25 protein-coding genes are annotated in these 20538 nt (G+C 70.8%); 13 read left to right on the top strand and 12 right to left on the bottom strand.

Annotation, left to right across the window (positions count from 1 at the left end; genetic code table 11):
- Positions 1-50 precede the first annotated feature (50 nt).
- Complete coding sequence (locus tag B0F77_RS45175; RefSeq protein WP_143467262.1) at positions 51-536, top strand: winged helix-turn-helix transcriptional regulator; 486 nt, start codon at positions 51-53, stop codon at positions 534-536.
- On the opposite strand, the gene B0F77_RS45170 is transcribed toward B0F77_RS45175, so the two are convergent.
- The 3 genes from B0F77_RS45170 to B0F77_RS45160 form a co-directional block, all read right to left on the bottom strand.
- Positions 509-1792 (bottom strand): retropepsin-like aspartic protease, encoded by a 1284-nt coding sequence (locus tag B0F77_RS45170; RefSeq protein ID WP_143467261.1) that lies wholly within the window; start codon positions 1790-1792, stop codon positions 509-511. The two genes, B0F77_RS45175 and B0F77_RS45170, sit on opposite strands and share 28 nt — an antisense overlap.
- Positions 1793-1906: 114 nt before the next feature.
- Positions 1907-2953 carry a M4 family metallopeptidase gene (locus B0F77_RS45165; protein ID WP_211294363.1) on the bottom strand — a complete coding sequence of 349 codons (1047 nt, stop codon included), beginning with the start codon at positions 2951-2953 and terminating at the stop codon, positions 1907-1909.
- 15 nt (positions 2954-2968) lie between these two features.
- The gene (locus B0F77_RS45160) at positions 2969-4069 is read right to left on the bottom strand and encodes a hypothetical protein (RefSeq protein ID WP_086669212.1); all 1101 of its coding nucleotides are present in this window, start codon (positions 4067-4069) and stop codon (positions 2969-2971) included.
- A gap of 130 nt (positions 4070-4199) precedes the next feature.
- Here B0F77_RS45160 and B0F77_RS45155 point away from each other — a divergent pair, with 130 nt between their 5' ends.
- The 3 genes from B0F77_RS45155 to B0F77_RS45145 are packed head-to-tail and all read left to right on the top strand — an operon-like array spanning position 4200 to position 5460.
- Positions 4200-4664 (top strand): SRPBCC domain-containing protein, encoded by a 465-nt coding sequence (locus B0F77_RS45155; RefSeq protein WP_086669211.1) that lies wholly within the window; start codon positions 4200-4202, stop codon positions 4662-4664.
- Positions 4661-5008: an ArsR/SmtB family transcription factor gene (locus tag B0F77_RS45150; RefSeq protein ID WP_086669210.1), complete on the top strand. Its 348-nt coding sequence runs from the start codon at positions 4661-4663 to the stop codon at positions 5006-5008. The genes B0F77_RS45155 and B0F77_RS45150 overlap by 4 nt, the downstream gene beginning before the upstream one ends.
- On the top strand, positions 5005-5460 hold the full coding sequence (locus tag B0F77_RS45145; protein WP_086669209.1) for an SRPBCC family protein: 456 nt from the start codon (positions 5005-5007) through the stop codon (positions 5458-5460). Before B0F77_RS45150 ends, B0F77_RS45145 begins: the two co-directional genes overlap by 4 nt.
- Here the strand turns inward: B0F77_RS45145 and B0F77_RS45140 are convergent, their stop codons facing one another.
- Both B0F77_RS45140 and B0F77_RS45135 read right to left on the bottom strand, forming a co-directional pair.
- Positions 5461-5868 carry a hypothetical protein gene (locus tag B0F77_RS45140; RefSeq protein WP_086669208.1) on the bottom strand — a complete coding sequence of 136 codons (408 nt, stop codon included), beginning with the start codon at positions 5866-5868 and terminating at the stop codon, positions 5461-5463.
- Positions 5865-6419: an RNA polymerase sigma factor gene (locus B0F77_RS45135; protein WP_086669207.1), complete on the bottom strand. Its 555-nt coding sequence runs from the start codon at positions 6417-6419 to the stop codon at positions 5865-5867. The genes B0F77_RS45140 and B0F77_RS45135 overlap by 4 nt, the downstream gene beginning before the upstream one ends.
- A 153-nt stretch (positions 6420-6572) precedes the next feature.
- On the opposite strand from B0F77_RS45135, the gene B0F77_RS48440 reads away from it, so the two are divergent.
- Complete coding sequence (locus tag B0F77_RS48440) at positions 6573-6749, top strand: hypothetical protein (RefSeq protein ID WP_158103010.1); 177 nt, start codon at positions 6573-6575, stop codon at positions 6747-6749.
- Here the strand turns inward: B0F77_RS48440 and B0F77_RS45125 are convergent, their stop codons facing one another.
- Complete coding sequence (locus B0F77_RS45125; protein ID WP_086669205.1) at positions 6750-7241, bottom strand: FBP domain-containing protein; 492 nt, start codon at positions 7239-7241, stop codon at positions 6750-6752.
- A 67-nt stretch (positions 7242-7308) separates the two neighbouring features.
- Between B0F77_RS45125 and B0F77_RS45120 the strand changes: the two genes are divergently transcribed.
- Positions 7309-7881, top strand: coding sequence for a TetR/AcrR family transcriptional regulator (locus B0F77_RS45120; RefSeq protein ID WP_086669204.1), 573 nt, complete (start codon positions 7309-7311; stop codon positions 7879-7881).
- A gap of 79 nt (positions 7882-7960) precedes the next feature.
- On the opposite strand, the gene B0F77_RS45115 is transcribed toward B0F77_RS45120, so the two are convergent.
- Positions 7961-8473 (bottom strand): hypothetical protein, encoded by a 513-nt coding sequence (locus B0F77_RS45115; RefSeq protein WP_086669203.1) that lies wholly within the window; start codon positions 8471-8473, stop codon positions 7961-7963.
- Between the two features lie 80 nt (positions 8474-8553).
- A complete protein-coding gene (locus tag B0F77_RS45110) occupies positions 8554-8991 on the bottom strand; it encodes an Lrp/AsnC family transcriptional regulator (RefSeq protein WP_086669202.1) in 438 nt (145 codons plus the stop codon).
- Between the two features lie 130 nt (positions 8992-9121).
- On the opposite strand from B0F77_RS45110, the gene B0F77_RS45105 reads away from it, so the two are divergent.
- The 4 genes from B0F77_RS45105 (at position 9122) to B0F77_RS45090 (ending at position 13102) form a co-directional block, all read left to right on the top strand.
- Entirely contained in the window at positions 9122-10378 is a 1257-nt protein-coding gene (locus B0F77_RS45105) for an ArgE/DapE family deacylase (protein ID WP_169731076.1), read from the top strand.
- Positions 10379-10428: 50 nt separating this feature from the next.
- Positions 10429-11172 (top strand): M15 family metallopeptidase, encoded by a 744-nt coding sequence (locus B0F77_RS45100; protein WP_425435827.1) that lies wholly within the window; start codon positions 10429-10431, stop codon positions 11170-11172.
- A gap of 89 nt (positions 11173-11261) precedes the next feature.
- Positions 11262-12701 carry a peptidoglycan-binding domain-containing protein gene (locus tag B0F77_RS45095; RefSeq protein WP_086669200.1) on the top strand — a complete coding sequence of 480 codons (1440 nt, stop codon included), beginning with the start codon at positions 11262-11264 and terminating at the stop codon, positions 12699-12701.
- Entirely contained in the window at positions 12698-13102 is a 405-nt protein-coding gene (locus tag B0F77_RS45090) for a hypothetical protein (RefSeq protein WP_086669199.1), read from the top strand. The genes B0F77_RS45095 and B0F77_RS45090 overlap by 4 nt, the downstream gene beginning before the upstream one ends.
- Before the next feature lie 2 nt (positions 13103-13104).
- Here the strand turns inward: B0F77_RS45090 and B0F77_RS45085 are convergent, their stop codons facing one another.
- Genes B0F77_RS45085 through B0F77_RS45070 form a run of 4 tightly spaced genes read right to left on the bottom strand, consistent with a single transcriptional unit; the run spans position 13105 to position 15680 of the window.
- Entirely contained in the window at positions 13105-13851 is a 747-nt protein-coding gene (locus B0F77_RS45085; protein ID WP_086669198.1) for a hypothetical protein, read from the bottom strand.
- Positions 13852-13879: 28 nt separating this feature from the next.
- The gene (locus B0F77_RS45080; RefSeq protein WP_086669197.1) at positions 13880-14218 is read right to left on the bottom strand and encodes a protealysin inhibitor emfourin; all 339 of its coding nucleotides are present in this window, start codon (positions 14216-14218) and stop codon (positions 13880-13882) included.
- A 2-nt stretch (positions 14219-14220) separates the two neighbouring features.
- Entirely contained in the window at positions 14221-15261 is a 1041-nt protein-coding gene (locus tag B0F77_RS45075; protein ID WP_086669196.1) for a M4 family metallopeptidase, read from the bottom strand.
- Positions 15261-15680 (bottom strand): SixA phosphatase family protein, encoded by a 420-nt coding sequence (locus B0F77_RS45070; RefSeq protein ID WP_086669195.1) that lies wholly within the window; start codon positions 15678-15680, stop codon positions 15261-15263. Before B0F77_RS45070 ends, B0F77_RS45075 begins: the two co-directional genes overlap by 1 nt.
- A 123-nt stretch (positions 15681-15803) precedes the next feature.
- Between B0F77_RS45070 and B0F77_RS45065 the strand changes: the two genes are divergently transcribed.
- The 3 genes from B0F77_RS45065 to B0F77_RS45055 form a co-directional block, all read left to right on the top strand.
- Positions 15804-17093 (top strand): MFS transporter, encoded by a 1290-nt coding sequence (locus B0F77_RS45065; protein WP_086669194.1) that lies wholly within the window; start codon positions 15804-15806, stop codon positions 17091-17093.
- Between the two features lie 9 nt (positions 17094-17102).
- Positions 17103-17648 (top strand): hypothetical protein, encoded by a 546-nt coding sequence (locus B0F77_RS45060; protein ID WP_086669193.1) that lies wholly within the window; start codon positions 17103-17105, stop codon positions 17646-17648.
- Between the two features lie 109 nt (positions 17649-17757).
- The coding region (locus tag B0F77_RS45055) for a hypothetical protein (protein ID WP_245849491.1) at positions 17758-20538 on the top strand (2781 nt) is incomplete at its 3' end.

The raw sequence follows: 20538 nt of genomic DNA, 5'->3' as shown, positions 1-20538 counted from the left end.
CGTAGGGCAGTGGGTTGGAAAACACAACACACTCGGACTAGGCTGGGCAGATGACCGAACCACCGCACGGCATCCGCATGGACGAGCTGCCACTCGGGGTCCGGCCGTGCTCACTCGCGGCGGCTATGGAGATCCTCGGCGAGCGGTGGTCGTTGCTGGCTCTGCGGGAGATCGGCTACGGCGTGCACCGCTTCGCCCGCATCGCCGGTTACACGGGCGCGTCCCGCGACCTCCTGGCCGACCGGCTGCGCAAGCTGGAGGCCGCGGGTGTCGTCGAGCGCCGGCTCTACAGCGAGCACCCGCCCCGCCACGAGTACCACCTCACCGAGGCCGGCCGGGAACTGTTCCCGGTCATGCTCGCCCTGACCCAGTGGGGCGACAGGTGGGCGGTGGACAGCCCGGTCCTGATCCGCCGGCACTCCTGCGGTGAGCCGGTGCGGGTCGACCTGGTCTGCCACCACTGCGGCGAGCCGGTCAGCCGCGACACGATCCACACCGAGCTGAGCGATCAGGTCACCTTGCCGCGCGCGACGTAGAGGTTCATGCCGGTGAAGTCGAGCGTGACGTTGTAGGGCTTCCAGAAGCACTGGAAGACGGCGGCCGGCACGTCGAACCCCAGCTCGTCGGTCCTGCCGCGGGTGGCCGCCTCGCAGTAGATGTCCCTGGCGACGGCACTGCCGACGCGGATCTCCCTGGGATAGCAGGGCAGGACGACCGTCGGTGCGCTGTGGCCGAACGTCTCCAGCGGGCGGTCGTGGTCCGTGCGGATCTTCAGCCGTTCGGCCGTGTCCCCGAAGACGACTGCGGCCATCTCGCCGCTACCGCCGAAGTTCGTGCCCATCACCCGTGGTCCGGAGCCGGCGATGCTGCCCGTGGTGTGCAGGTAGTGGTCATCGGCCAGCCACAGCGGCAGGGGCTCGGCGCCCGCGCTCGCCTTCCTCACCGCGTCGGGCGTCGGGCGGCGCAGGATCAACGAGCGTCCGGCGTAGTCGAAGGTGGTCAGCAGGTGGTAGAAGATCCACGTGCCGATCATGCCGTCGCTGTCGGTGTCGACGTCGTCGCCCGACTCGGTGGACGACCAGCCCACGGGGACGTTGCGCAGTTCGAGGCCGCCCACCTTGAAGGACTCCAGGATCCCGTAGTGGGCCCAGATGTGCCCGCCCTCGTAGTCGATCTTCTGGCTGGCGACGGGGGTCAGTCCGGCCTGTTTCGCGACCGTCATGCGCATGCTCATGCTCGGGGCGCCGGTGTAGAACGTGAAGCGCTTCGGCGGCCCGCCGTTGATCGAGACCTCCACCTGCGGCGTCGGGTCCATCCGCAGGAACTCGGCCCGGCCGATGTCGCCGTGGATCTGGTACGGCTCACCCTGGACCGCCGAGAGCCACGTCGCGATGGCCTCCTCGCCGATCGCGCGCCAATGCGGCACGGAGGCGGCGAGCTTGTCCTGGCGGAGGTAGCAGTCGGCCAGGAACTTGTGCGCGTCCCCGTCGTCCGGCGCCAGCCCGACGGCTTTCTGGAGATATTTCTCGGCGTCGGTGAACTTGTTGGCCAGCAACGCGACGTAGCCGCGCTGACGGGCAGCGCGCACGTTCGTCGGGTCCGACTTCAGGATCTCCTCGTACGCGCGGCCGGCCGCCTCGAACTTCCCCGCCTTGAACAACGCGTCCGCGTCGCCGGCCGCGGGCAGTGCTGAGGCCACCCCGTCCAGCAGCGGTGTGGCCGCCACGGCGCCGGCCATCGCGGCGGCTCCTCGCAGCACCGAACGCCGGGTCCACTGTCCCCCAGTAGTCACGCTTTCTCCCTCGAATTCGGCACGGACCCTCGTGGTCCGTCTCCTCACCCAAGGCAGAACGCTGTTGCCGTGACGTATGCGAATTTCGATACTTTCGCGATACGCGGGCGGTCGTCAGTTGACGCCGACGTCGTTCCAGGAGGCCCGCACGACGTTCGCCACCTCGGCCCCGAACAGCGCCTGAGCCGACGCCACGGTCGCCGCGGCCGCCTCGGCGAAGTTCGAGTTCACCCGGAGCTTGGTGGCGAGCGCGTCGTACCAGACCTTGCCGGCCTTCTCCCAGGCGTTGCCGCCCAGCCGAGTGGCGACGAGGTGGAAGGCCTTGTTGGGGATGCCGGAGTTGATGTGCACGCCGCCGTTGTCGTTGCGCGGGTTGCCGTCGTCGGGCAGGTCGACGTAGGAGCGCATGTGGCCGGGCTGGCGGTCGAGCTGGTGGGCGGTGCCGGGGTCCTTCATCGACCGCAGCGCGACGCCCTGCAGCTGCGTGCCGAGGATTCCGGCGCCGACGAGCCAGTCGGCCTGCTCGGCGGTGTGGCCGAGGGTGTGCTGCTTGACCAGTGAGCCGAACACGTCGGCCATGGACTCGTTCAGCGCGCCGGACTGCTTGCGGTACCGCAGACCCGCCGTGTACTGCACGACGCCGTGCGTGATCTCGTGACCGACGACCGAGATGTCGCGGGCGAGCGCGCCGGGCTGGAAGACCTTGCCGCTGCCGTCGCCGTAGACCATCTGGGTGCCGTCCCAGAAGGCGTTGTCGAAGCCGCGGCCGAAGTGCACCGAGCTGACGAGCTTGAGGCCGTTGCCGTCGACGCTGTGGCGGCCGAGGACGTCGCGGTAGAAGTCGTAGGTCCGGTCGGCGTTGTCGAACGCGTCGTTGACTGCGGGGTCGTTCGAGGCACCGTCGCCTTCCTTGCGGCGCAGGACGCCGGGCAGGTTGCGCTCGTCGCCGCCCTGGACGTCGTGCACGGCCTTGAACTCGTCGGCCGGGCCGCGCAGCTGGGCGGCGTTGAGGTCGAGGAACTGGATGGCCTCGGTGAGCGTGTCGCGCTGGGTGCGCAGGGCGGCCGAGGCGAGCAGGGTCGGGATGGTGTCGCGGATGTCGACGTTGCCGGTTTCCGCGAGCTCGATGAGCAGGTGCGCGGGCAGGATGAAGCAGACCATGGGCGTGTTCCCCCTCTATTTCCCCTTGTACCTGGGGAGGAGGGGCCGTTCGGCGCGGAAATACGCCGTCCTTCGGAGGATCTCGGCGGCGATCTCGTCCGGGCGGCGATGGTCGGTCCGCACGTGCAGGTCGCCGATGTCGCGCATGGCCTCGACCGTGCGTGCCGACCGGTCCGCGATCTCCCGCAACCGGTGCGGTGGCTGCCCCAGCAACGTGTCACCGGCGAGGCCTGGCGCGGGGGAGTCGCCTCGGGCGCGGCGGGTGACGCGGTCGAGGAGCACCTCCCGACCGGCGTCCAGGCAGCACAACGTGATCGTGGCGGCCGGCAACGCCGTCGTGTACGCGGCAGGGTCCTCGATCGGGCCGACCGCGACCAGGCAGCCGGCCCCGGCGGAGCGGAAGGTGTGCCAGATCGCGGCGAGGTTGGCGGCGCGGAAGTGGTCACCGAGTTCGGGGCGGTGAAAGGAGATCTGGTCGAGGTCGACGAACGCGGCGTTGCGGATCTGCTGGTAGACGTGCCAGCCGACGGCCGACTTCCCGACACCGGCCGGTCCGCACAGGATCAGGATCTCGCCCGGATCCTCGTACTGCCGCAAGGGTTTCGACCGCAAGGGATGCGACGCGGGCGCGGGTGGGTCGGGCCAGCCGGTCCGTTCGAGCACCTGGTCCGCGACCTCGGTGACGGACAGTCCTGTGGTGTCCACCCACGCACCTGGCGCGCGGTCGACGGCTTCGGCGTGTGCGAGCGCCTCGCTGACATCGGTCGCGCCGCCGCGGGCGGTGATCCGCCGGGTCAGCCCGGCCGGCTCGGCCCGCAGCCGGCACGTCGTCAGCTCGGTGTTCGGCACGGGTTCCATCCCGCCACCCGGATCGGTGACGCCGGGCACGACCAGGCACTGACTGCCGGCGTCCCGGAAGTTCGCGGCCACGGCGGCGAGCGCGCGGGCCTTCAGCCGGTACCGATCGGGGTCGCCGTAGTACATGCCGAGCTGGTCGATGTCGACCTGGCCGACGGCCAGACCCTGCCGGCCGAGTTGCTCGAACAGCTCCCAGGCGACCGTCGTCTTGCCCACTCCGGGCGGTCCGGACAGCCACAGGACCGGCAACGAGGTCATTCCAGCGAGTGTCGGGACCCGGCGCAGCCACGTCGACCGATTTCCCTCACGCAACCAACGGTTGCGCTAGCGGGCCGCGTTGGATAGGTTCATGCGCAACCGTTAGTTGCACATAGTGGAGGAGAAGCACATGGAGTACGGCAGCATCGAACGGGAGCTGCGCATCGACGCCACCCCCGAGGTGGTCTACGAGGTGATCAGCTCCGCCGAGCACCTGCGCGAGTGGTGGCCCGACGACGCCGAGCTCGACGCCGTTCCCGGCGCCACCGGCACGATCACCTTCGGCGACCCGGCGGCGCCGGACGCGAAGGTCGAACAGCTCACCGTCGTGGAGGCCGACCCACCGCGCCGGTTCGCGTTCCGCTGGGTGTACGACGAGGGCGCGGTGGCGGCGCCGGACAACTCGCTGCTCGTCACGATCGACCTCGTCCCGTCCGACGGGGGCACGGTGTTGCGCTTCAAGGAGACCGGCTTCCGCGAGCGCGGCTGGGAGGCCGCCGTGCTGGAGCAGGCCTACCGCGATCACGTCCAGGGCTGGGACCACTTCCTGCCGCGCCTGGTCGCCCGCGCGAACAGCCTGGTCGCACGGCCGTGAGCACGGCGATCGACGACGACCTGTGGTCCGCGGTCGGTGACCCGACGCGCCGGCGGATGCTCGACCTGCTCCTCGCCCACGGAGGTGGCACGGCGACGACGCTCAGCGAGCAGCTGCCCGTGACCAGGCAGGCGGTCGCGAAGCACCTCGGTGTGCTGGACCGGGTCGGTCTGGTGCACGTGACGCCCGCGGGACGCGAGCGCCGGTACGAGGTGGACGAGACGCAGCTGGCGCGGGCGGTGGCACAGCTGTCCGCCGTCGGGGCGACCTGGGATGCCCGGCTGCAGCGGATCAAGCGCATCGCCGAGCGGATTCAGCGAGAGAGAGGAACAGACCAGTCATGACCACTCAAACGTCGCGCACCGACTATTCGACGTCGTTCACGGTCGAGCAGTCGCCGGACGAGGTGTACGCCGCCGTCCTGGACGTCCGCGCCTGGTGGACGGGCGAGGTCGAGGGGCCGACCGGCGAGGTGGGCGCCGAGTTCACCTACCGGCATCACCCGCAGCACTACAGCCGTCAGCGCGTGACCGAGCTTTCGCCCGGCCGGCGGGTGGTCTGGCAGGTCACCGACAGCCACCTGGCGTTCGTCTCGGAGCCGGCGGAGTGGACCGGGAGCGAGATCGTGTTCGACCTCGTCCCCGCTGAGGGCGGTACCGAGCTGAGGTTCACCCACGTGGGCTTGGTGCCGGACGTCGAGTGCTTCGGCGCGTGCTCCACTGGCTGGTCGCACTACATCGGCGGCAGCCTGCACAGCCTGATCACCACCGGGCAGGGCCTGCCGGATCCGTGGTGATCAGCTGGTCGTCCACCGGGTGACGACGGGGGTGCCGTCGGCCGCCGTCACCCGGACGCGGACCAGGCCGCGCGGTACCTCGGTGGCGGTGAACCTGCCGTCGGTGATCGGCACGGCGCGGCGTGAGCGCGGTGTCTCCACCACCGCTTCGCCCTCGGCGCCGGTGACGAGTCCGCGCACCATGTCGTCGTCGATCTCCAGGTTGATCGCGACGCGTTCGGACTCGAAGGCGAGCGTCAACGGCCCTTCGCCTCGCACCAGCGCCGCGGACTCGACCAGCTCGGCGAGTTCGGCGTCGAGCGTGCGCAGGGCCAGCGCGGCACTCGCGTCGCGCACGACGCCCGCCGGGACCGGGTCGAACTCGTCGGCGGCGGCCCGCAGGACGTCGAGGAAGTCGTCGTCGTTCATGACCGGCCCTCCAGCAGCTCGTTGCCCTTGACCAGCGCCTTCAACCGGCCGAGGCAGCGCTGGCGGATCGGCCCGATGCTGCCGACCGGCATGTCCAGCGCGAGGGCGACATCGGCGTAGGCGGGCGGCGGCGAGGTCATCAGCACCCGCAGCAGCTGCCGGCAGCGGTCCGGCAGCTGCTCGAAGACCCGCCACAGCGCGGCGTTGCGTTCGGTGGCGAGGAGCTCGTGGTCGATCTCCGGGGCCGGGTCGGGGGAGTCGGCGATCTCCTCCGCCGGTTCCGGCAACCGCCCGGCGCGGCGCAGCAGTTGCAGGCACTCGTGCCGCGCGGTCGTGGAGAGCCACCCGGCCAGCCGTTCGGGTTCGGTGATCCGGTCGAGGTGCTCGACCAGCTTGATCCACGTGCACTGCACCGCGTCCGCCGCGTCGGCGTCGTTGAGACGGTGGGCGCGGGCGATCGACCAGAGCAGCCCGCTGAACTGTCTGACCAGCGCGTCCCACGCGGCCTGGTCGCCCCTGGAGGCCGCGGCCACCGACGCTGGGATGTCCATGTGCTCATGATGCCGCGCGATGGTGCCGTGATTCGGTGTTTGCACTCGAATGTCGCGACCCGCCGATCGTCTCGAATCGCCGAAATTGCCGCCCGAACTCGGCTCTTCGGGTGCATTCTGATGGGCAACAGCTCAACCCGAGGACTGATGACCATGACGAGTGCGACCGCGTCCTCCCGCCACAACTGGGAGTCGGACCTGGAGCGCTACCGGACCAGGGCGGTCCAGGTGCTCGACACGCACCTGCCCGCCAAGACCGGCTGCAGCGAGTGCGGCGACCCGTGGCCCTGCGCCCGCGCGTGCTCGGCCGAGCTGGTGCTCGAACTCTGATCAGGACTCCACCCGAGCGAGGAACGCCACCACCCCGGTGACGAGCCTCGCCGCCTGTTCGTCCCGCGTGATCGACTCGTGGAACCGCGAGCCGGGTCCCGCGCTCTTCTTCCCGCGCAGGTACAGCGAACACTGCAGGTCCGCGCACACGTAGGCGCCCACCGAGTTGCCCAGCTGCCCCGACTTGCCCGCCTTGCGCGCGGTCATCAGCGACACCCCGTCCCCGGAATGCGTGGTCAAACACCAGGCGCACATCGTCTTTCGCGCCCGCCCGGCCTGTGCGGCCCGCCTGAGCGCGATGCCGACGAGCCGTTCGCCGACCTCGATCACCAGGTACCCCCGGTCCGGCGCCGCGGGGTCGGTCCAGCCGAGGAAGTCGAGGTCGTCCCACGCCCGATCGCCGAGATCCCTGGGCACGTGCATGCGCTTCGCCTCGCCCTTGGTGGAATTGACGAAGGACGCACGGATGTCGTGTTCGGTGAGCGGCTTCATGTCCAGGGACGCTAGGCTTACCTAGAGGTCCTAGGCAAATCATTAAGGACCCTAGGAAGGGTGACGGATGGCACGAGCGGGCCTCACCGCCGACCGCCTCACGCAGGCGGCGGCGGAGCTGGCGGACGAGGTCGGCTTCGAGAACGTGACGGTCTCGGCGCTGGCCCGGCACTTCGGCGTGAAGGACGCCTCGCTGTACTCGCACATCCGCAACGCCCACGACCTGCGAGTCCGCCTGGCCGTGCTGGCCCTGGCCGAACTCGCGGACCTGGTGTCTCTGGCGGTTGCCGGGCGTTCGGGCAAGGACGCCCTGGTGGCGTTCGCCAACGCTTACCGCACGTACGCCCGTGAACACCCTGGCCGCTACACGGCGACGCAGATGGCTTTGGACCCGGACACGGCGGCGACCTCGGCTGCCGGTCGGCACGCCGAGATGACCCGTGCGATTTTGCGCGGCTACGACCTGTGGGAACCCGACCAGACCGACGCTGTGAGGTTGCTGCACAGCACGTTCCACGGCTACGTCTCGTTGGAACGCGTCGGGGCGTTCCACAGCCACCCGCGCGGGGTGGAGGCGTCGTGGCTCCGCGCGCTCGACGCCCTCGACTCGCTGCTGCGGGCGTGGCCGGTGGGCCGATGACCATGGCGGTGGGCCGCCGCACGGATGCTGTCTCGTACGACGGCCCTTGTGCTCGACCGGTTGCCCGCGCCGAACCGGCTTACGGCCAGTTGCCGGTGATCACCGGCGAGCGGAAGGTGCGGGTGACCGTGTTGGTGTCGGTGTCGGTCAGCGTGAGGACGGCGACGATCTCGTCCGTGCCGTTGTCCTCGTTGAGCCAGGCGCCGGGCACGGTCAGGTCGAAGTCGGCACTGAGCCCGAAGTCGTCGCTCGCCCCGATCGCGGTCATCGGCAGCGCGAAGAGGAACTCGTTGGGGCCGTTGTCCTGGCCGCGGATCCAGACGGTGAACGGGTCGCCGAAGTCGTCGATGTACTCCTGGGCCTCCTCCCTGCTGATGTGGTAGTCGATGCCGACGTGGACGGCGAAGTTACCGTTGCCGACGCCCTCGATCCTCAGGCACACGTTGCTGTCGGTCGCGCCCGTGCAGCTCTGCACGGCGGCTGCGGTTCCGGCCGTCGCGCCGACGATGCCGAGGGTCATCGCGACGGCGAGCAGTGCCCGCGGCAGTCTGCGTTTCGTGCGGGGCGGCGGAGCGATCTCGTCGATGCTCATGCAGGTCTCCCTCTGAATGCGTTGTGGGAGCACCGTTGCAGGGACGGGCGACAATCCGTCGACAGCCGGTCGACAACGGATCACAGGCGCGGCCGGCTGAGCAGCCGCGAGAGCACGATCGCGCTCTCGGTCCGCTCGACCGGCGCGGTGGCCCGCACCCGCTGGATCGCCTGTTCCAGATGCGGGATGTCGCGGGCCAGCAGGTAGATCATCGCGTCGGCCGCGCCGGAGACCGTGCAGGCCTCGACGACCTCGGGAATGCCGTCGAGCGCCCGGCGCAGCTCGGCCGGGGTGGGGTTGCCGGCGCAGTAGACCTCGACGAACGCCTCGGTGTGCCAGGCCAGCGCCTGCGGGTCGACGATCGCGGTGAACCCGCGGATCGCGCCGGTGGCGACCAGCCGGTCCAGCCGTCGCTTGGCCGCGGACGCCGACAACCCGGCGGCCTTGCCGATCTCGGCGTAGGTGGCGCGGGCGTTGCGCAGCACGCACTGGATGATCGCTTCGTCGATGGCGTCCATGCCCCGAGGATCCAACGTCACGCAAAGAACCGCCAGCAGGCGGTCTTCTTTGCAAAAAACCCGGTGCAGATCGGCGCAAATGATGATTGTTTGCGGTGCTCGGGCGAACCTACTCTCACGGCTCGTGACGATGAGCGACGTGGAGGCGGCCGCGCTGGCCGCGGTGGACGAGACGGCGATCGGGCGGCTGCTGGTGGAGCTGCTCGAAGTGCCGAGCGTGACGGGCAGCGCCGCGGAGTCCGAGCTGCAGCACGTCCTGGCCGGCAAGCTGGAGCGCCTCGGCCTCGACGTCGACCTGTGGTCGATGGACCTGCCCGGCCTGCGCGCCCACCCCGGCTTTCCCGGCGGTGAGGCGCCGCGCACCGAGGCGTGGGGCCTGGTCGGCACTCGCGGCGACGGGCCGACGCTGGTTCTGCAGGGGCACGTCGACGTCGTCCCGCCCGGTGACCTGGCGCAGTGGGACGGCGACCCGTTCCGGCCGCGGATCGTCGGGGACGTGGTGCACGGCCGGGGCGCCTGTGACATGAAAGCCGGTGTGGTGGCGATCCTCGCCGCCCTGGCCGCGATCCGAGCGTCCGGCGCGACGGTGCGCGGGCGGGTGTCGGCGCACTTCGTCGTCAGCGAGGAGGACGGAGGGCTCGGCGCGTTCGGCACGCTCGAGCGCGGGCACACCGGTGACGCCTGCATCATCACCGAGCCGACCAGCGGCGCGTTGATGATCGCGAACGCCGGCGCGCTCACGTTCCGGATCGAGGTGCCGGGGCGGGCCACGCACGGCAGCACCAGGTACGCGGGCGTCAGCGCCATCGACGCGTACCTGCCGATCCACCACGCGCTCGCCCGGCTCGAAGCCCGCCGCAACGCCGCCGCCGACCCGCTCATGGCCGGCTATCCCGTGCCGTACCCGCTCTCCGTCGGCACCGTGCAGGCCGGTGACTGGGCCAGCACCGTCCCCGATCTGCTGGTGGCGGAGGGAAGACTGGGTGTGCAACTCGGCGAAGATCCCGCACAGGCACGTGCCGAACTGGAGGACTGCGTGGCCGAGGCCTGCGCGGCGGACCCGTGGTTGCGCGCCAACCCCGCCACCGTGACGTGGCCGGGCGGTCAGTTCGCGAGCGGGCGGCTACCGGCCGGGCATCCGCTCGCGGACCTGGTCGGTGCCGCGCACGCCGACGTCACCGGTGGCCCGCGGCCCGCCGAGCGGGGCGCTCCGTACGGCAGCGACCTGCGGCTGTACGCCGGGGCGGGCATTCCGACGCTGCAGTACGGGCCCGGCGACGTCCGGCTCGCCCACAGCCCGCAGGAGCAGGTCCGGGTGAGCGAGATCGTCACCGTCACGCGGGCGTTGGTGCTCGCCACCCTGCGCACGGCGGAGCTGTTCCGCTGACCGGTCTCGGCTCTTCAACCCGGAGCGCACCCGCTGCTTGGATGAGCACCATGCGCGCCCTGCTGCTCTCCGTGCTGCTCACGCTGTCGTTCGCGGTGCCCGCCCAGGCCGGCACCGGGTTCGTGGTGCTCAAGGACGTCGACCCGACGATCCCGCACGACATCCGCTACTACACCGCTCACAACTTCGTCGGCACCCGCGTCGACGGCTACCAGCAGCCGTTGTGCATCCTCACCAAGCCCGCGGCACTGGCGTTGCGCAAGGTGCAGCGGGAGATGCTCAAGCAGGGCTACACGCTCAAGGTCTACGACTGCTACCGCCCGCAGCGCGCGGTGGACCACTTCGTGCGGTGGGCCAAGGATCTCGCCGACCAGCGGATGAAGGCGGAGTTCTACCCGCGGGTCGACAAGACGCGGCTGTTCGAGGACGGCTACATCGCGGAGAAGTCCGGGCACAGCCGCGGATCGACGCTCGACCTCACGATCGTGCGACTGCCCGCGCGCCACCAGCGGCCGTACGTGCCGGGGGAGCGGCTGGTCGATTGCGCCGCACCCCAACGGTTCCCGGACAACACCGTGAACATGGGCACCGGCTACGACTGCTTCGACACGCTCTCCCACACCGACGACCCGCGGATCACGGGCACGGCGCGGGAGAACCGGCAGCTGCTGAAGAAAGCGATGGCGGACAACGGGTTCCGCAACCTGCCCGAAGAATGGTGGCACTTCACGCTCAACGGCGAGCCCTTCCCGGACACCTACTTCGACTTCCCGGTGTCACGGCGCTCGGTCTGACCCGAAGTCCGCCCGAACGGGCAGGCCAGGGGATGTGGTGCCGTGCGAGTCTGGTGGTTTCCGACAGCCTGGTCCGGAAAGGACGGGCAATGGCGCGACGTGACGTCGAACCCTCCCGCACACCGCACGCGGCGCGGTCGCCACAGGCCCGGCCCGAGCGCGCCGGCGGCCTCGAAGCGCTGCAGCGTTCGGCGGGCAACCAGGCCGTGGCGCACGCGCTGGTCGTCCAGCGGCGGGCCTTGACACCTCCGGAGACGACCGCCGCCATCGCCGCGGACCGCGGCCTGTTCGACAGCCTCACGGTGCGGGTGCTGCAGACGATCACCGGCGTGCCCGCGGCAGGCCACGACGGCGTGATCGGCCCGGTCACCGTGCGGGCGATCTCGGACCGGCAGACGGCCAGAGGCCTGGCGGACAACGGCATCGTCGACCTGGCCACGATGGACCGCCTGGTGCCGGAGACCCTGGCGAACGGCAGACCAGAGCACGGCATCCAGCTGGTGCTCGACTTCTTCAACCTCGCCACCCGGGGCGACGTCCTGACGGTCCGGCACAGCGCGGGAGCCTCGACCTTCGACGGGATCCGGATGGTCGGCCCGATCCCGGTGCCGGTGTTCACGCCCGGCGCCACCAGCTTCGAGTCCGGCGGGCTGAGAGTCATCACGGTCGGCGACGCGGCCTTCACCAGCGCGAGCACCCTGCGCGACGCCATCCAGCGCGAACTCGCCCGTCCCGCCCCGGCCGCGGGACCCGCCGCCGCCACCCCGACCCGGCTCACCGCGGCACAGGCGAGCGGCGGACTCGCCTTCACCCGCGCGAAGTACTCCGACGAACGCTCGGTGCGCGCGATCCAGGGCCTGGTCGGCGCACCGGTCACCGGGGCGTGGGACGCCGCGACCATCCAGTTCGTCGCCGAAGCGCAGAACACCGCGGGCATCGCCGTCGACGGCAGGGTCGGCCCGATCACGACCGAGAACTTCTACACGCGGCTGATCGCGGCCACCAATCCGAACGCCGCGCTGCGGTTGCTGGTCGACTTCTTCGACCTGACCGATGACGGAAACCTGCTCACCGTCTTCTTCGACCCGACGGTGACAGCGCTCGCGTCCACCGACTTCCGCCCCAGCGAACCGGTACGCGTGCGGGTCGGCCCGGACGCGCTGACGCTGCCGTTCTCCGGTGCCGTGCACAACATCGCCCACGAACTGGAGCACGTGCGGCGGCTGCGCGAGGGCATCACCAGCGCGGCGACGCACGAGTTCCTCGGCGAGGCGCTGGAAGTCCTCAGCATCGGCCTGCCGGAAGAGCCGCTGGACCCGGTCAACCCCACCCACGACGCCTTCATCGACGACGCGACCCGCTGCCTCGACAACTTCCTGCTGATGCCGGTCGCGGACCGGCGCCGGTTCCGCGCCAAGTTCATCGCCGTCCGGCGCAAGGTCTTCCAGCGCATCGACGCAGGCACCCCCGCACAACGCGCCGCGCACGCCGGACTCCGGGCTCGTTACGCGGCCGTGGTGCTGCCATGACCGCGCTGAAGCTCCGGCTCGGCGTCACCGGCGAGAGCATCCGGGTCACGCTCGTCAACACGGGCACGTCCCCGGTCGTCGTGGCCGGACGCCTGGCCATCGGGTACGCGGACAGCACCGACCGGGAGATCTACGCCGTGCTGCGCGACCCGCACACCGGCGCCGAGGTGGGAGGGCGGGCCCAGCTGTACCACCGCGCACCGCACTCGGCCGCCGATCTCTGGACGTTGCTGCCAGGCCAGGAGATCGCCAGCGTCTTCCACCTGGACGAGTGGTACAGCCGGCCCGCGGGCGACCTCGAGCTGCAGGTCGTCTACGACCCCGCCGAGGTGGCTGCCCGATTCCCGGACGTCTCAGGTGCCTCGGTCGTCTCGGAGCCGGTCCGCCTGGGTGGCACGTGACCTCAACTCGCGTCGGCCCAGAGGTGAGACGGCACCTGTGCGTGGTCGGCGAGGCTGTCGACTTCGGCCGGGAACTCCGGATGCCGCGGCCCGACGATCCGTGCCGGCGGGTCCAGCGGCTGTCCGGCCAACCAGGACGACAGCTCCTCGAACGCCTCCGCGGTGTGCCCGCGCGGCCGCCACAGCAGGCATGGCCCAGGAACCCGGGTGGAGACACGGCGGTCCAGTGCCGTCACGATGATCTCGGGGCCGCCCGATCCGCTGTCGAGCAGGCACAGCGACGCACCGGTCGACAGGGCCAGCGTCGCGAAGGTGTCCCGGATCGACGGTGACATCAGGAACAGCTTGCTCTGCGCGGTGACCGCCGGCATGAAGCTGAACCGCACATGGTCCGGCAGGATCGCGAAGGTGTCGCTGACGCTGAGATAGACGTAGCCGACCATGACTCGGCCGCTGCCGTCCGGCCAGATTCGGTCCACCCCCTCCAGGTCGTCCCGGTAAGCCTGCAACGGCTCGTCCACCGGGAAGCAGAGGGACAGGTCGAAGGTTCCTCCCGACTGATCGGGCAACGTCACCGTGGTGCCGCTGGTGAAGCCGTGGGTACCGGGCAGCCGCACCGACGTGCCGTCGGGCAGAGCGACGATCGTCCACCGTGGTTCCTGGGGATCGCAGAGCTCCGCGACCGCGGCCAGGAAGCGACGGGCGTCTCGCCGGCGCACGAAGAAGTCGTAGCTGAAGTCGATGCCCACGGGCAGGGTTCCGCAACCTTCCTGACGTTCACGCCGGACCGGTTCCCGGTGGGCCGAGCTGCTCGGTCCGGCCGGGCGCCGATTCGACCCACTCGATGAGCTCACGAATGTCCGGGGAGAGGTGGTCGGCGTTCACCAGCGCGGTCACGGTGCCTTCGTCGTCCTCGACGATGATCTCGACGATCTCGCGATCCGGTTGCGGGGCGCCGGCGCCAGCGTCTGCGCCAGCGTCTGCGTCGGCGCAGGTCAGCGATGCCGCGCGGACGCGTGCTCGTAGCGCCCTGGCGTCCGCCAGGGCGAGTGTGGACGTGTCGACGGCGGTCGAGCTCACGAGTCCCGCGAGCCCGCCGCCGCGGACGACTGTCACCTTCAGAGGACCCCGACCTCCTGCCAGGCCGAACGGACGATGCTCGCCTCCTGCTCACCGTACAACTCCCGCGCCGACGCGACAGTGGCGTCCGCCGCATCCTTGAACTGCGAGTTCCGCCGCAGCCGCGTGGTCAGGGCGTCGTACCAGATCTTGGCGGGCTTGTCCCACGACTGCCCGCCGATACCGGTGGCGACGAGGAAGAACGCCTTGTTCGGAATGCCCGAGTTGATGTGCACGCCTCCGTGGTCGTTGCGCGGGTCGAGGTCGTCGGGCAGGACCACGAAGTCGTTCATGTGGCCGGGCTGGCGGTCGAAGTTGTGCGCCGTGCCCGGCTTCTTCATCGACCGCAGCGCCTCGCCCTGCAGCTGGGTGCCAAGGATGCCCGCTCCGATCAGCCAGTCGGCCTCGTCGGCTGTCTGCTGCAGCGTGTGCTGCTTGATGACCGAGCCGAACACGTCCGCCCACGACTCGTTGAGGGCGCCGGACTGTTTGCTGTACACGAGCCCGGCGCTGAACTCGATGACGCCGTGCGTGATCTCGTGCGCGACCACGGAGGTGTCGGCGGCCAGGCTGCCGACCTTGAAGATCTTGCCGCTGCCGTCGCCGTACACCATCTGGGTGCCTTCCCAGAACGCGTTGTCGAAGCCGCTGCGGTAGTGCACCGTCGAGACGAGCTTGGCGCCGTTGCCGTCGACACTGTGTCTGCCGAGGACGTCGCGGTAGAAGTCGTAGGTCTTGTCGGCGTTGTCGAACGCGTCGTTGACCGCCTGGTCAGCGTGGGGTCCGTCATTCTGGCCGCGCCGCAACACACCGGGAATCAGCGCGCCGTGCTGGGCGTCGAAGACGGACTTGTTCTCAGCCGACGGCGCCGCAAGCAGACCGGCGTCGAGCCCGAGGCTCTGCACGAGAGCGGTCACCGCGACCCGGCGTTGGTGCATGCCGGCGGCGGCGACGGCGGCCGCGGCCGCCTCGCGGGGGTCGAGCTCGCCGGCATCGACCATGTCCAGCAGGACGTGGGTGGGCAGGATGAAGCAGACCATCACGGTTCCCTTTCTCCGTACTTGAGCCGCACCCCGCCCGCGTCCACCGTGACGACGAAGAGGTTGTCGAACTCCCGCTCGCCGATCGGGCTGGGCGTGCCACCGAGCTCCTGGACGAGCGGGGGAACGGTGTTGGAGTGACCGACCACCAGGACGACGTCGCCCAGCGATCCGGCGCGGATCCGGTCGGCCAGGTCAGGCCCGGCGACCACGGGTTGCAGTTGTGTTCGTGACGCGAGGGGTTGCGCGGTCTGCTTGGTGCGCCGTCTGTCCGAGGTGACGATGGCGGTCACCCCGGCTTCGGCGACGATCCGCGCCAGCAGCTCGGCGCGGCGGCGGCCGAGCTCGTTGAGCGACGGTTCGCCGGGTTCCGGCGGCAGGTCGATGTCCGCGTGGCGGACGAGCAGCACAGTGGTCACGGATCCCCCCGTTTCCTTGTCGTACTACGGCCTCGTCCACCCGCCGCAGCGTGTTAGTCCGACATCCGCAACACCGCCCGTTCGGCCTAGCCGGCCTATGGCTCAGCTGGGAGGAATTTCGACGTGCCCACGAAGGAATCTGACAACGCCGAGGTGAGCCTGGGAAGCCGCTTCCACAGGCTCTTCGGCGCCACGCTCGTGTCGTCCATCGGCACCGGCATGCATGCCGCCGCGTTGCCGCTGCTGGCCCTGCAGAGCAGCAACAGCCCGCTGGCGTTGAGCGCCGTCGTCATGGCCGCCGAGATTCCCTGGGTGCTGCTCTCGCTGCACGCCGGTGTCGTGGTGGACCGGCTGGACCGGCGGCGCGTGATGGTGTGGGCCGATCTGGGCCGGTTCGCCGTCCTGGTCGGTCTCGCGGTGCTGATCCTGACCGCGCGGGTGAACCTGGTGTGGCTGGTGCTCACGGCATTCCTGCTAGGCGTCGGCCAGGTCTTCTTCGACATCGCCGCCCAGTCGGCCATTCCCGACTTCGTGTCGCGGGATCCGCGGAACCTGGCGAGAGCGAACGGGCGGATCGTCGCGGCGGAGAGCAACGGTGAGGACTTCGCAGGGCCTCCGCTCGGCTCCACCCTGTTCGGTCTGTGGAACTTCCTGCCATTCGCCGGCAACGCACTCTCGTTCGCCGCCAGCGGCCTGTTGATCTTCTCGATCCAGACGGACGCCAAGCCGGAGAAGACGCCCGAAACTCCGCGCACGAGTGTGCGGAGCGACATCGCCGAAGGCATCCGGTGGTTGTTCGGGAACCGGACCCTGCGGGCGCTGGCCACGGCGTCCTGCCTCGGCAACGTCGCCGCCACCGCCCAGTTCGCGATGCTCGCGCTGCTGGCGAAGGAGGTCCTCGGACTTCCGGACTTCGGTTTCGGTCTGTTGCTGACCGCGACCGCGGTCGGCGCGACGGTCGGGGGACTGGCGGCCGCGGCCGCCAGCAGGCGATTCGGTCCCGGCTCGGTGATGCTCGCGGGCAAAGCTGGCGTGGGCGCGGCCGTTCTGGTGCTGGGACTTGTCGCCAATGCGTGGGTCGCGGTCGCGATGATGATGGTGACCGGCGCGTTGATGACCGCGGAGAAAGTTGTCGTAAGTACGTTGCGCCAGCAGATCGTGCCCGATGAACTCCTGGGGAGGGTGCTCTCGTCGAGCAGACTGGTGGTCATGGTCGGAGGGCCGATCGGAGCCGCACTGGGCGGCATCCTCGCCACCGTGTTCGCCGTCCAGGTCTCGTATGTCGCCGCCGGTGTTTTCCTCATCCTGGTGGCACTGGCCTTCTCTCCCGTGCTGAACAACCGCGCCTTAGCCCGCGCTACCGATGAATCAGCCGGGTGGTTCCGAAGCCCGCGGACCCGGACCGGGCGGTAGTCTCCGGCCGTGTCACTCGATTTCCAGGCCCGTATCCGACGGCCGTTGTCGCTGGCAGACCTCGTGGCCGGCGCCCGCCGCGTCGAGGCCGACCTGCTCGGGCTGTCGGATGTCCCCGCGCCCGCCATGGTGGCCGGGCGGAGGCGGGAGGCAGGCCGGATCGCGGACCCCGGCCGGCTGCTGACCGAGGACGAACTGCACTCGACCCTCGTGGGGACCGGCATCCCGGACCCTCTGGTGGAGGCGGTCGACGACGAGGCACGTCCGCTCGTGGTGATCATGCCCACGGCGGTGGGCGGACTGGTGTTCAGCCCGGTTCGCCGCGCGGACGCCGTGGTGGCCGGTCTGTCCATGGCCCTGGCGGCGGCGCTCGGCGACGGCAGCCGGTTCGTGGACGACGATCTCCAGCTGGCGGCCGCCGTCGGCGTCGACGACGAGGACCCCGCGGCGTTCATCGCCGCTACTCGGCTGACGCTCCGGCCCAGCACCGTCGCCGAGGCTGCGGTCGCCTATCTCCGCCAGTTCGAGCACCTTCAGGGCTGGCACCTGATCTGACCGGTCGTGCCCTCCAGGACTGTCCGGAAGGGCAGACTTCGGGACACCTCCGCGCCGGATGCCGCACTACGGCTAGTAACCGGACCGGTACCGAATCTACGGTGCCGAGGTGGACCGTCGGGCGAGGGACGCCGCGAGCAGGGACGGCGCCGAGAAACGGGCCCCGGGGTCCGGCAGAGCCGCCGCAAGCGGCGTCACGGCGCCGATGAACGCGGTGATGACCCTCCAGGGTGCGGCCGGGAATCGCGCCGTCACCGGCCTGCTCGCCGGACGAGGCGGTGGAGCGGGCGGCGCGGTCAAGCCCAGTTCGTTCGCGGGCGACGTGGGAGCCGTTGCCCAGGACGTCGCCGGTGCGCACCAGCAGGCAGGCGGGTCGGCCGACGCCCTGCTGGCGGCGGCACCTCCGCCTCCCGGCCTTCCGGTGGCACCACAACAAGCCCTGGCCGAACCGCCCGCCCCGGTGGTCGCCGAGCCGGGCGGCACCGCGCCGCAGACCCCTGCGGCCGACGGCGACAGCCTGGCCACCGGACCCACCACCGCTGGTCTGGCGGCCAGGGAGCAGGCCGAAGGACACGTCGTCGGCGCCGCGGGCCGAGACGCCGGCAAAGCCGCCGACGCGCTGCGCATCGGCCCGCTGGGCGCTTCCGCCGCGATCGGCGCCACCGCCAGGGCGCCGCTGCCGCCCGTCGCCGCACCGCCACCCGACCTGGCCGGCATCCCCACCATCGAGCCGGCCGTGGCCCAAGTCCTGGACCAAGGCTTCGGCGGCCAACTGTCGGCCGCGGCCGACACTGTCCGGCAGGAGCAGGACGCGGCTGTCGCCCGCCACGCCCAGGTGACCGGGGACGCCCGCGCCGCGCACGACAGCGCCGTCGACCACGAGCAGACTGCCGTCGACGGCGAGGCCCAGGAACTGGACACGCGCACGGTCGGCGAGGTCGAGGAGCACAAACAGGCGTGGCGGGCCGCGAGCAGCCACATCACCGCCGACAGCCGTACCGAGCTGCGCACCCTACGGGCCGGCGCGGGCGCCGACGTCGAGCAACAGGCCGGCGCGGCCAACACCGAAGCCACGACCATCATGTCCAGCGCCCGCAGCGAGGCCGACCGGCGGGGCGGCGACGTCCCAGGAGCCCCCGTGCAGCGCTCGCTGTGGGGACGGATCAAAAGTGCGGCCGGCCGTGCCGTGGGCGCGGTGCGCTCGGGCCTCTCCGCCGTGGCGTCGGCGGCCCGATCGGTGCTCGACGCGGCTCTCAACCGGGTGAGGGGGCTGTTCGACCGCGTTCGTCAGGCCATCGCCGACCGCGTCGGCCGGTTCGTCACCGCCGCCCGCGAGATCGCCGGACGGGTCGGCGCCCGCCTGGCGGCCGCCGCCAAGGCAGCGGTCGGGGCCATCCGGCGGGCCGTGGACGCTGCCCGGGCCGCGTTCGGCCGACTCGTCGACCGGCTGCGTGAGTTCGCGGCCAGGGTTCTGCACAGTTTGTGGTCGGCGTTGCAGGCGGCGGGCCGCTGGTTGCGCGACCGCCTGGCCGGCCTGGTCCGGGGCCTGGTCGCGGCGGGCCGGGCCGTGCTGGCGTTCGCGGGTAAGGTGCGCGAGCTCCTGCGCGTCACCGGCAACAAGGTGCTGTCCGGCCTCGTCCGGGCGGTGAACGACCCCGGTGCCTTCGTCGCTCCGTACAAGGCGCAGGTCGGAGGCATGATCGCCGCGGTGCCGGGCAAGGCGCAGGAGATGTACGACGACCACGTCGCGCCCTTGTTCGGCGGCGATCGCGAGGAGACGCCGCCCGCCCAGCACACGGTCCAGCGCCAGGAGACGGCAGAGGCGCGGCAGCAGGAGGCACCACCGTCCCACTCCGACATCCTCTGGGAGTTCCTCAAGGCGAGGCTCTCCTACCTCGGCGGTCATTGGGGAAGCGTGATCCTCGACGTGCTGCTCGAAATCTTCGTGCCGTTCGTGTCGCTCTACCGGCATCTGCCGCCCATGATCACCGCAACCTGGCAGGCGCTGAAGGACCTGTTCGCCGGGCGGTTCAGCGACGCCGTCGACGCGGGACTGAAGGCGGCCCGAGAGCTGATGGCCATTCTTTCGACGCTGTTCGCCCAGGTCTCGATCGCGGCCTTCATCGCGGGATCGATCCTCGGTACTCCGATCGTCGGCGAGGGGGCCATGCTGGCCGTCGGCCTCTCGCTGCTGGCCGCCGACGTGGTCCTGCAGGCGGCGAGCATCGCCAAGGCGTGGTCGAACCTGAGCCGGCCCGGCCGGACGTCCGATGAGCTCGGGGACGACTACGGCGTCATGGCCGACTCGGTGATCTCGCTCGGCATCACCCTCGCGCTGGTGCTCATCGCCTCCATCGGCCAGAAACTGGGCAAGGTCCTCGTGGCCCGCTTCCCCAGGGCCGCCGGCGCGCTGGCCGCCATCCGCGAACGGATCAAACTCCGGGCACGCGCCGCGGTCGGGCTGAAGAACCCGCCGCCGACGGCCCGGCCGGTAGTCGACACACCGGCAGCGCCGGCCGTCGCGCGCCAGGCCGTCGAGTTCCCCGGCAGGGCAGGCCTGCTCCCCGGCGAGCAGGCCGCGTTCGACCGCTTCATCGCAGGGCAACGCGCCTCCGGGAACCTCACCCCGCAGTTCGAGACGAAGCTCAAGGCCATGACGCCGGACCAGTTGCGGCGGGTGGCCGCACGGGAAATGGGCCAGCAGACCGCCGTCGAGGCCGCCCAGGCGGCCCAGAGCCGGGCCAACGCCACCAACCAGTCGAATCCGCTCGACCCGAACATGGCGCATCCGCCGCAGGACGTGGGCGGCAACGTGCGCATCCGTTACAACGAGGTGCCCCCGTCCCCTGCGGAGATCACCCAGGCCCAGGGCATCGCCCGCTCGACCGGC

Origin of the sequence: Lentzea kentuckyensis (assembly GCF_002150765.1) — a bacterium.
GTDB lineage: Bacteria > Actinomycetota > Actinomycetes > Mycobacteriales > Pseudonocardiaceae > Lentzea > Lentzea kentuckyensis.
Note: the sequence above shows the minus strand (reverse complement) of the source record. Positions and strands in the feature narration are given on the sequence as shown.

Coding starts and splice junctions, on each gene's coding strand:
- B0F77_RS45105 (WP_169731076.1), top strand. CDS start 9,122: ATGAGCGACGTGGAGGCGGCCGCGCTGGCCGCGGTGGACGAGACGGCG.
- B0F77_RS45155 (WP_086669211.1), top strand. CDS start 4,200: ATGGAGTACGGCAGCATCGAACGGGAGCTGCGCATCGACGCCACCCCC.
- B0F77_RS45090 (WP_086669199.1), top strand. CDS start 12,698: ATGACCGCGCTGAAGCTCCGGCTCGGCGTCACCGGCGAGAGCATCCGG.
- B0F77_RS45165 (WP_211294363.1), bottom strand. CDS start 2,953: ATGGTCTGCTTCATCCTGCCCGCGCACCTGCTCATCGAGCTCGCGGAA.
- B0F77_RS45120 (WP_086669204.1), top strand. CDS start 7,309: ATGGCACGAGCGGGCCTCACCGCCGACCGCCTCACGCAGGCGGCGGCG.
- B0F77_RS45145 (WP_086669209.1), top strand. CDS start 5,005: ATGACCACTCAAACGTCGCGCACCGACTATTCGACGTCGTTCACGGTC.
- B0F77_RS45075 (WP_086669196.1), bottom strand. CDS start 15,261: ATGGTCTGCTTCATCCTGCCCACCCACGTCCTGCTGGACATGGTCGAT.
- B0F77_RS45125 (WP_086669205.1), bottom strand. CDS start 7,241: ATGAAGCCGCTCACCGAACACGACATCCGTGCGTCCTTCGTCAATTCC.
- B0F77_RS45140 (WP_086669208.1), bottom strand. CDS start 5,868: ATGAACGACGACGACTTCCTCGACGTCCTGCGGGCCGCCGCCGACGAG.
- B0F77_RS45095 (WP_086669200.1), top strand. CDS start 11,262: ATGGCGCGACGTGACGTCGAACCCTCCCGCACACCGCACGCGGCGCGG.
- B0F77_RS45115 (WP_086669203.1), bottom strand. CDS start 8,473: ATGAGCATCGACGAGATCGCTCCGCCGCCCCGCACGAAACGCAGACTG.
- B0F77_RS45100 (WP_425435827.1), top strand. CDS start 10,429: ATGCGCGCCCTGCTGCTCTCCGTGCTGCTCACGCTGTCGTTCGCGGTG.
- B0F77_RS48440 (WP_158103010.1), top strand. CDS start 6,573: ATGACGAGTGCGACCGCGTCCTCCCGCCACAACTGGGAGTCGGACCTG.
- B0F77_RS45110 (WP_086669202.1), bottom strand. CDS start 8,991: ATGGACGCCATCGACGAAGCGATCATCCAGTGCGTGCTGCGCAACGCC.
- B0F77_RS45175 (WP_143467262.1), top strand. CDS start 51: ATGACCGAACCACCGCACGGCATCCGCATGGACGAGCTGCCACTCGGG.
- B0F77_RS45135 (WP_086669207.1), bottom strand. CDS start 6,419: ATGGACATCCCAGCGTCGGTGGCCGCGGCCTCCAGGGGCGACCAGGCC.
- B0F77_RS45160 (WP_086669212.1), bottom strand. CDS start 4,069: ATGACCTCGTTGCCGGTCCTGTGGCTGTCCGGACCGCCCGGAGTGGGC.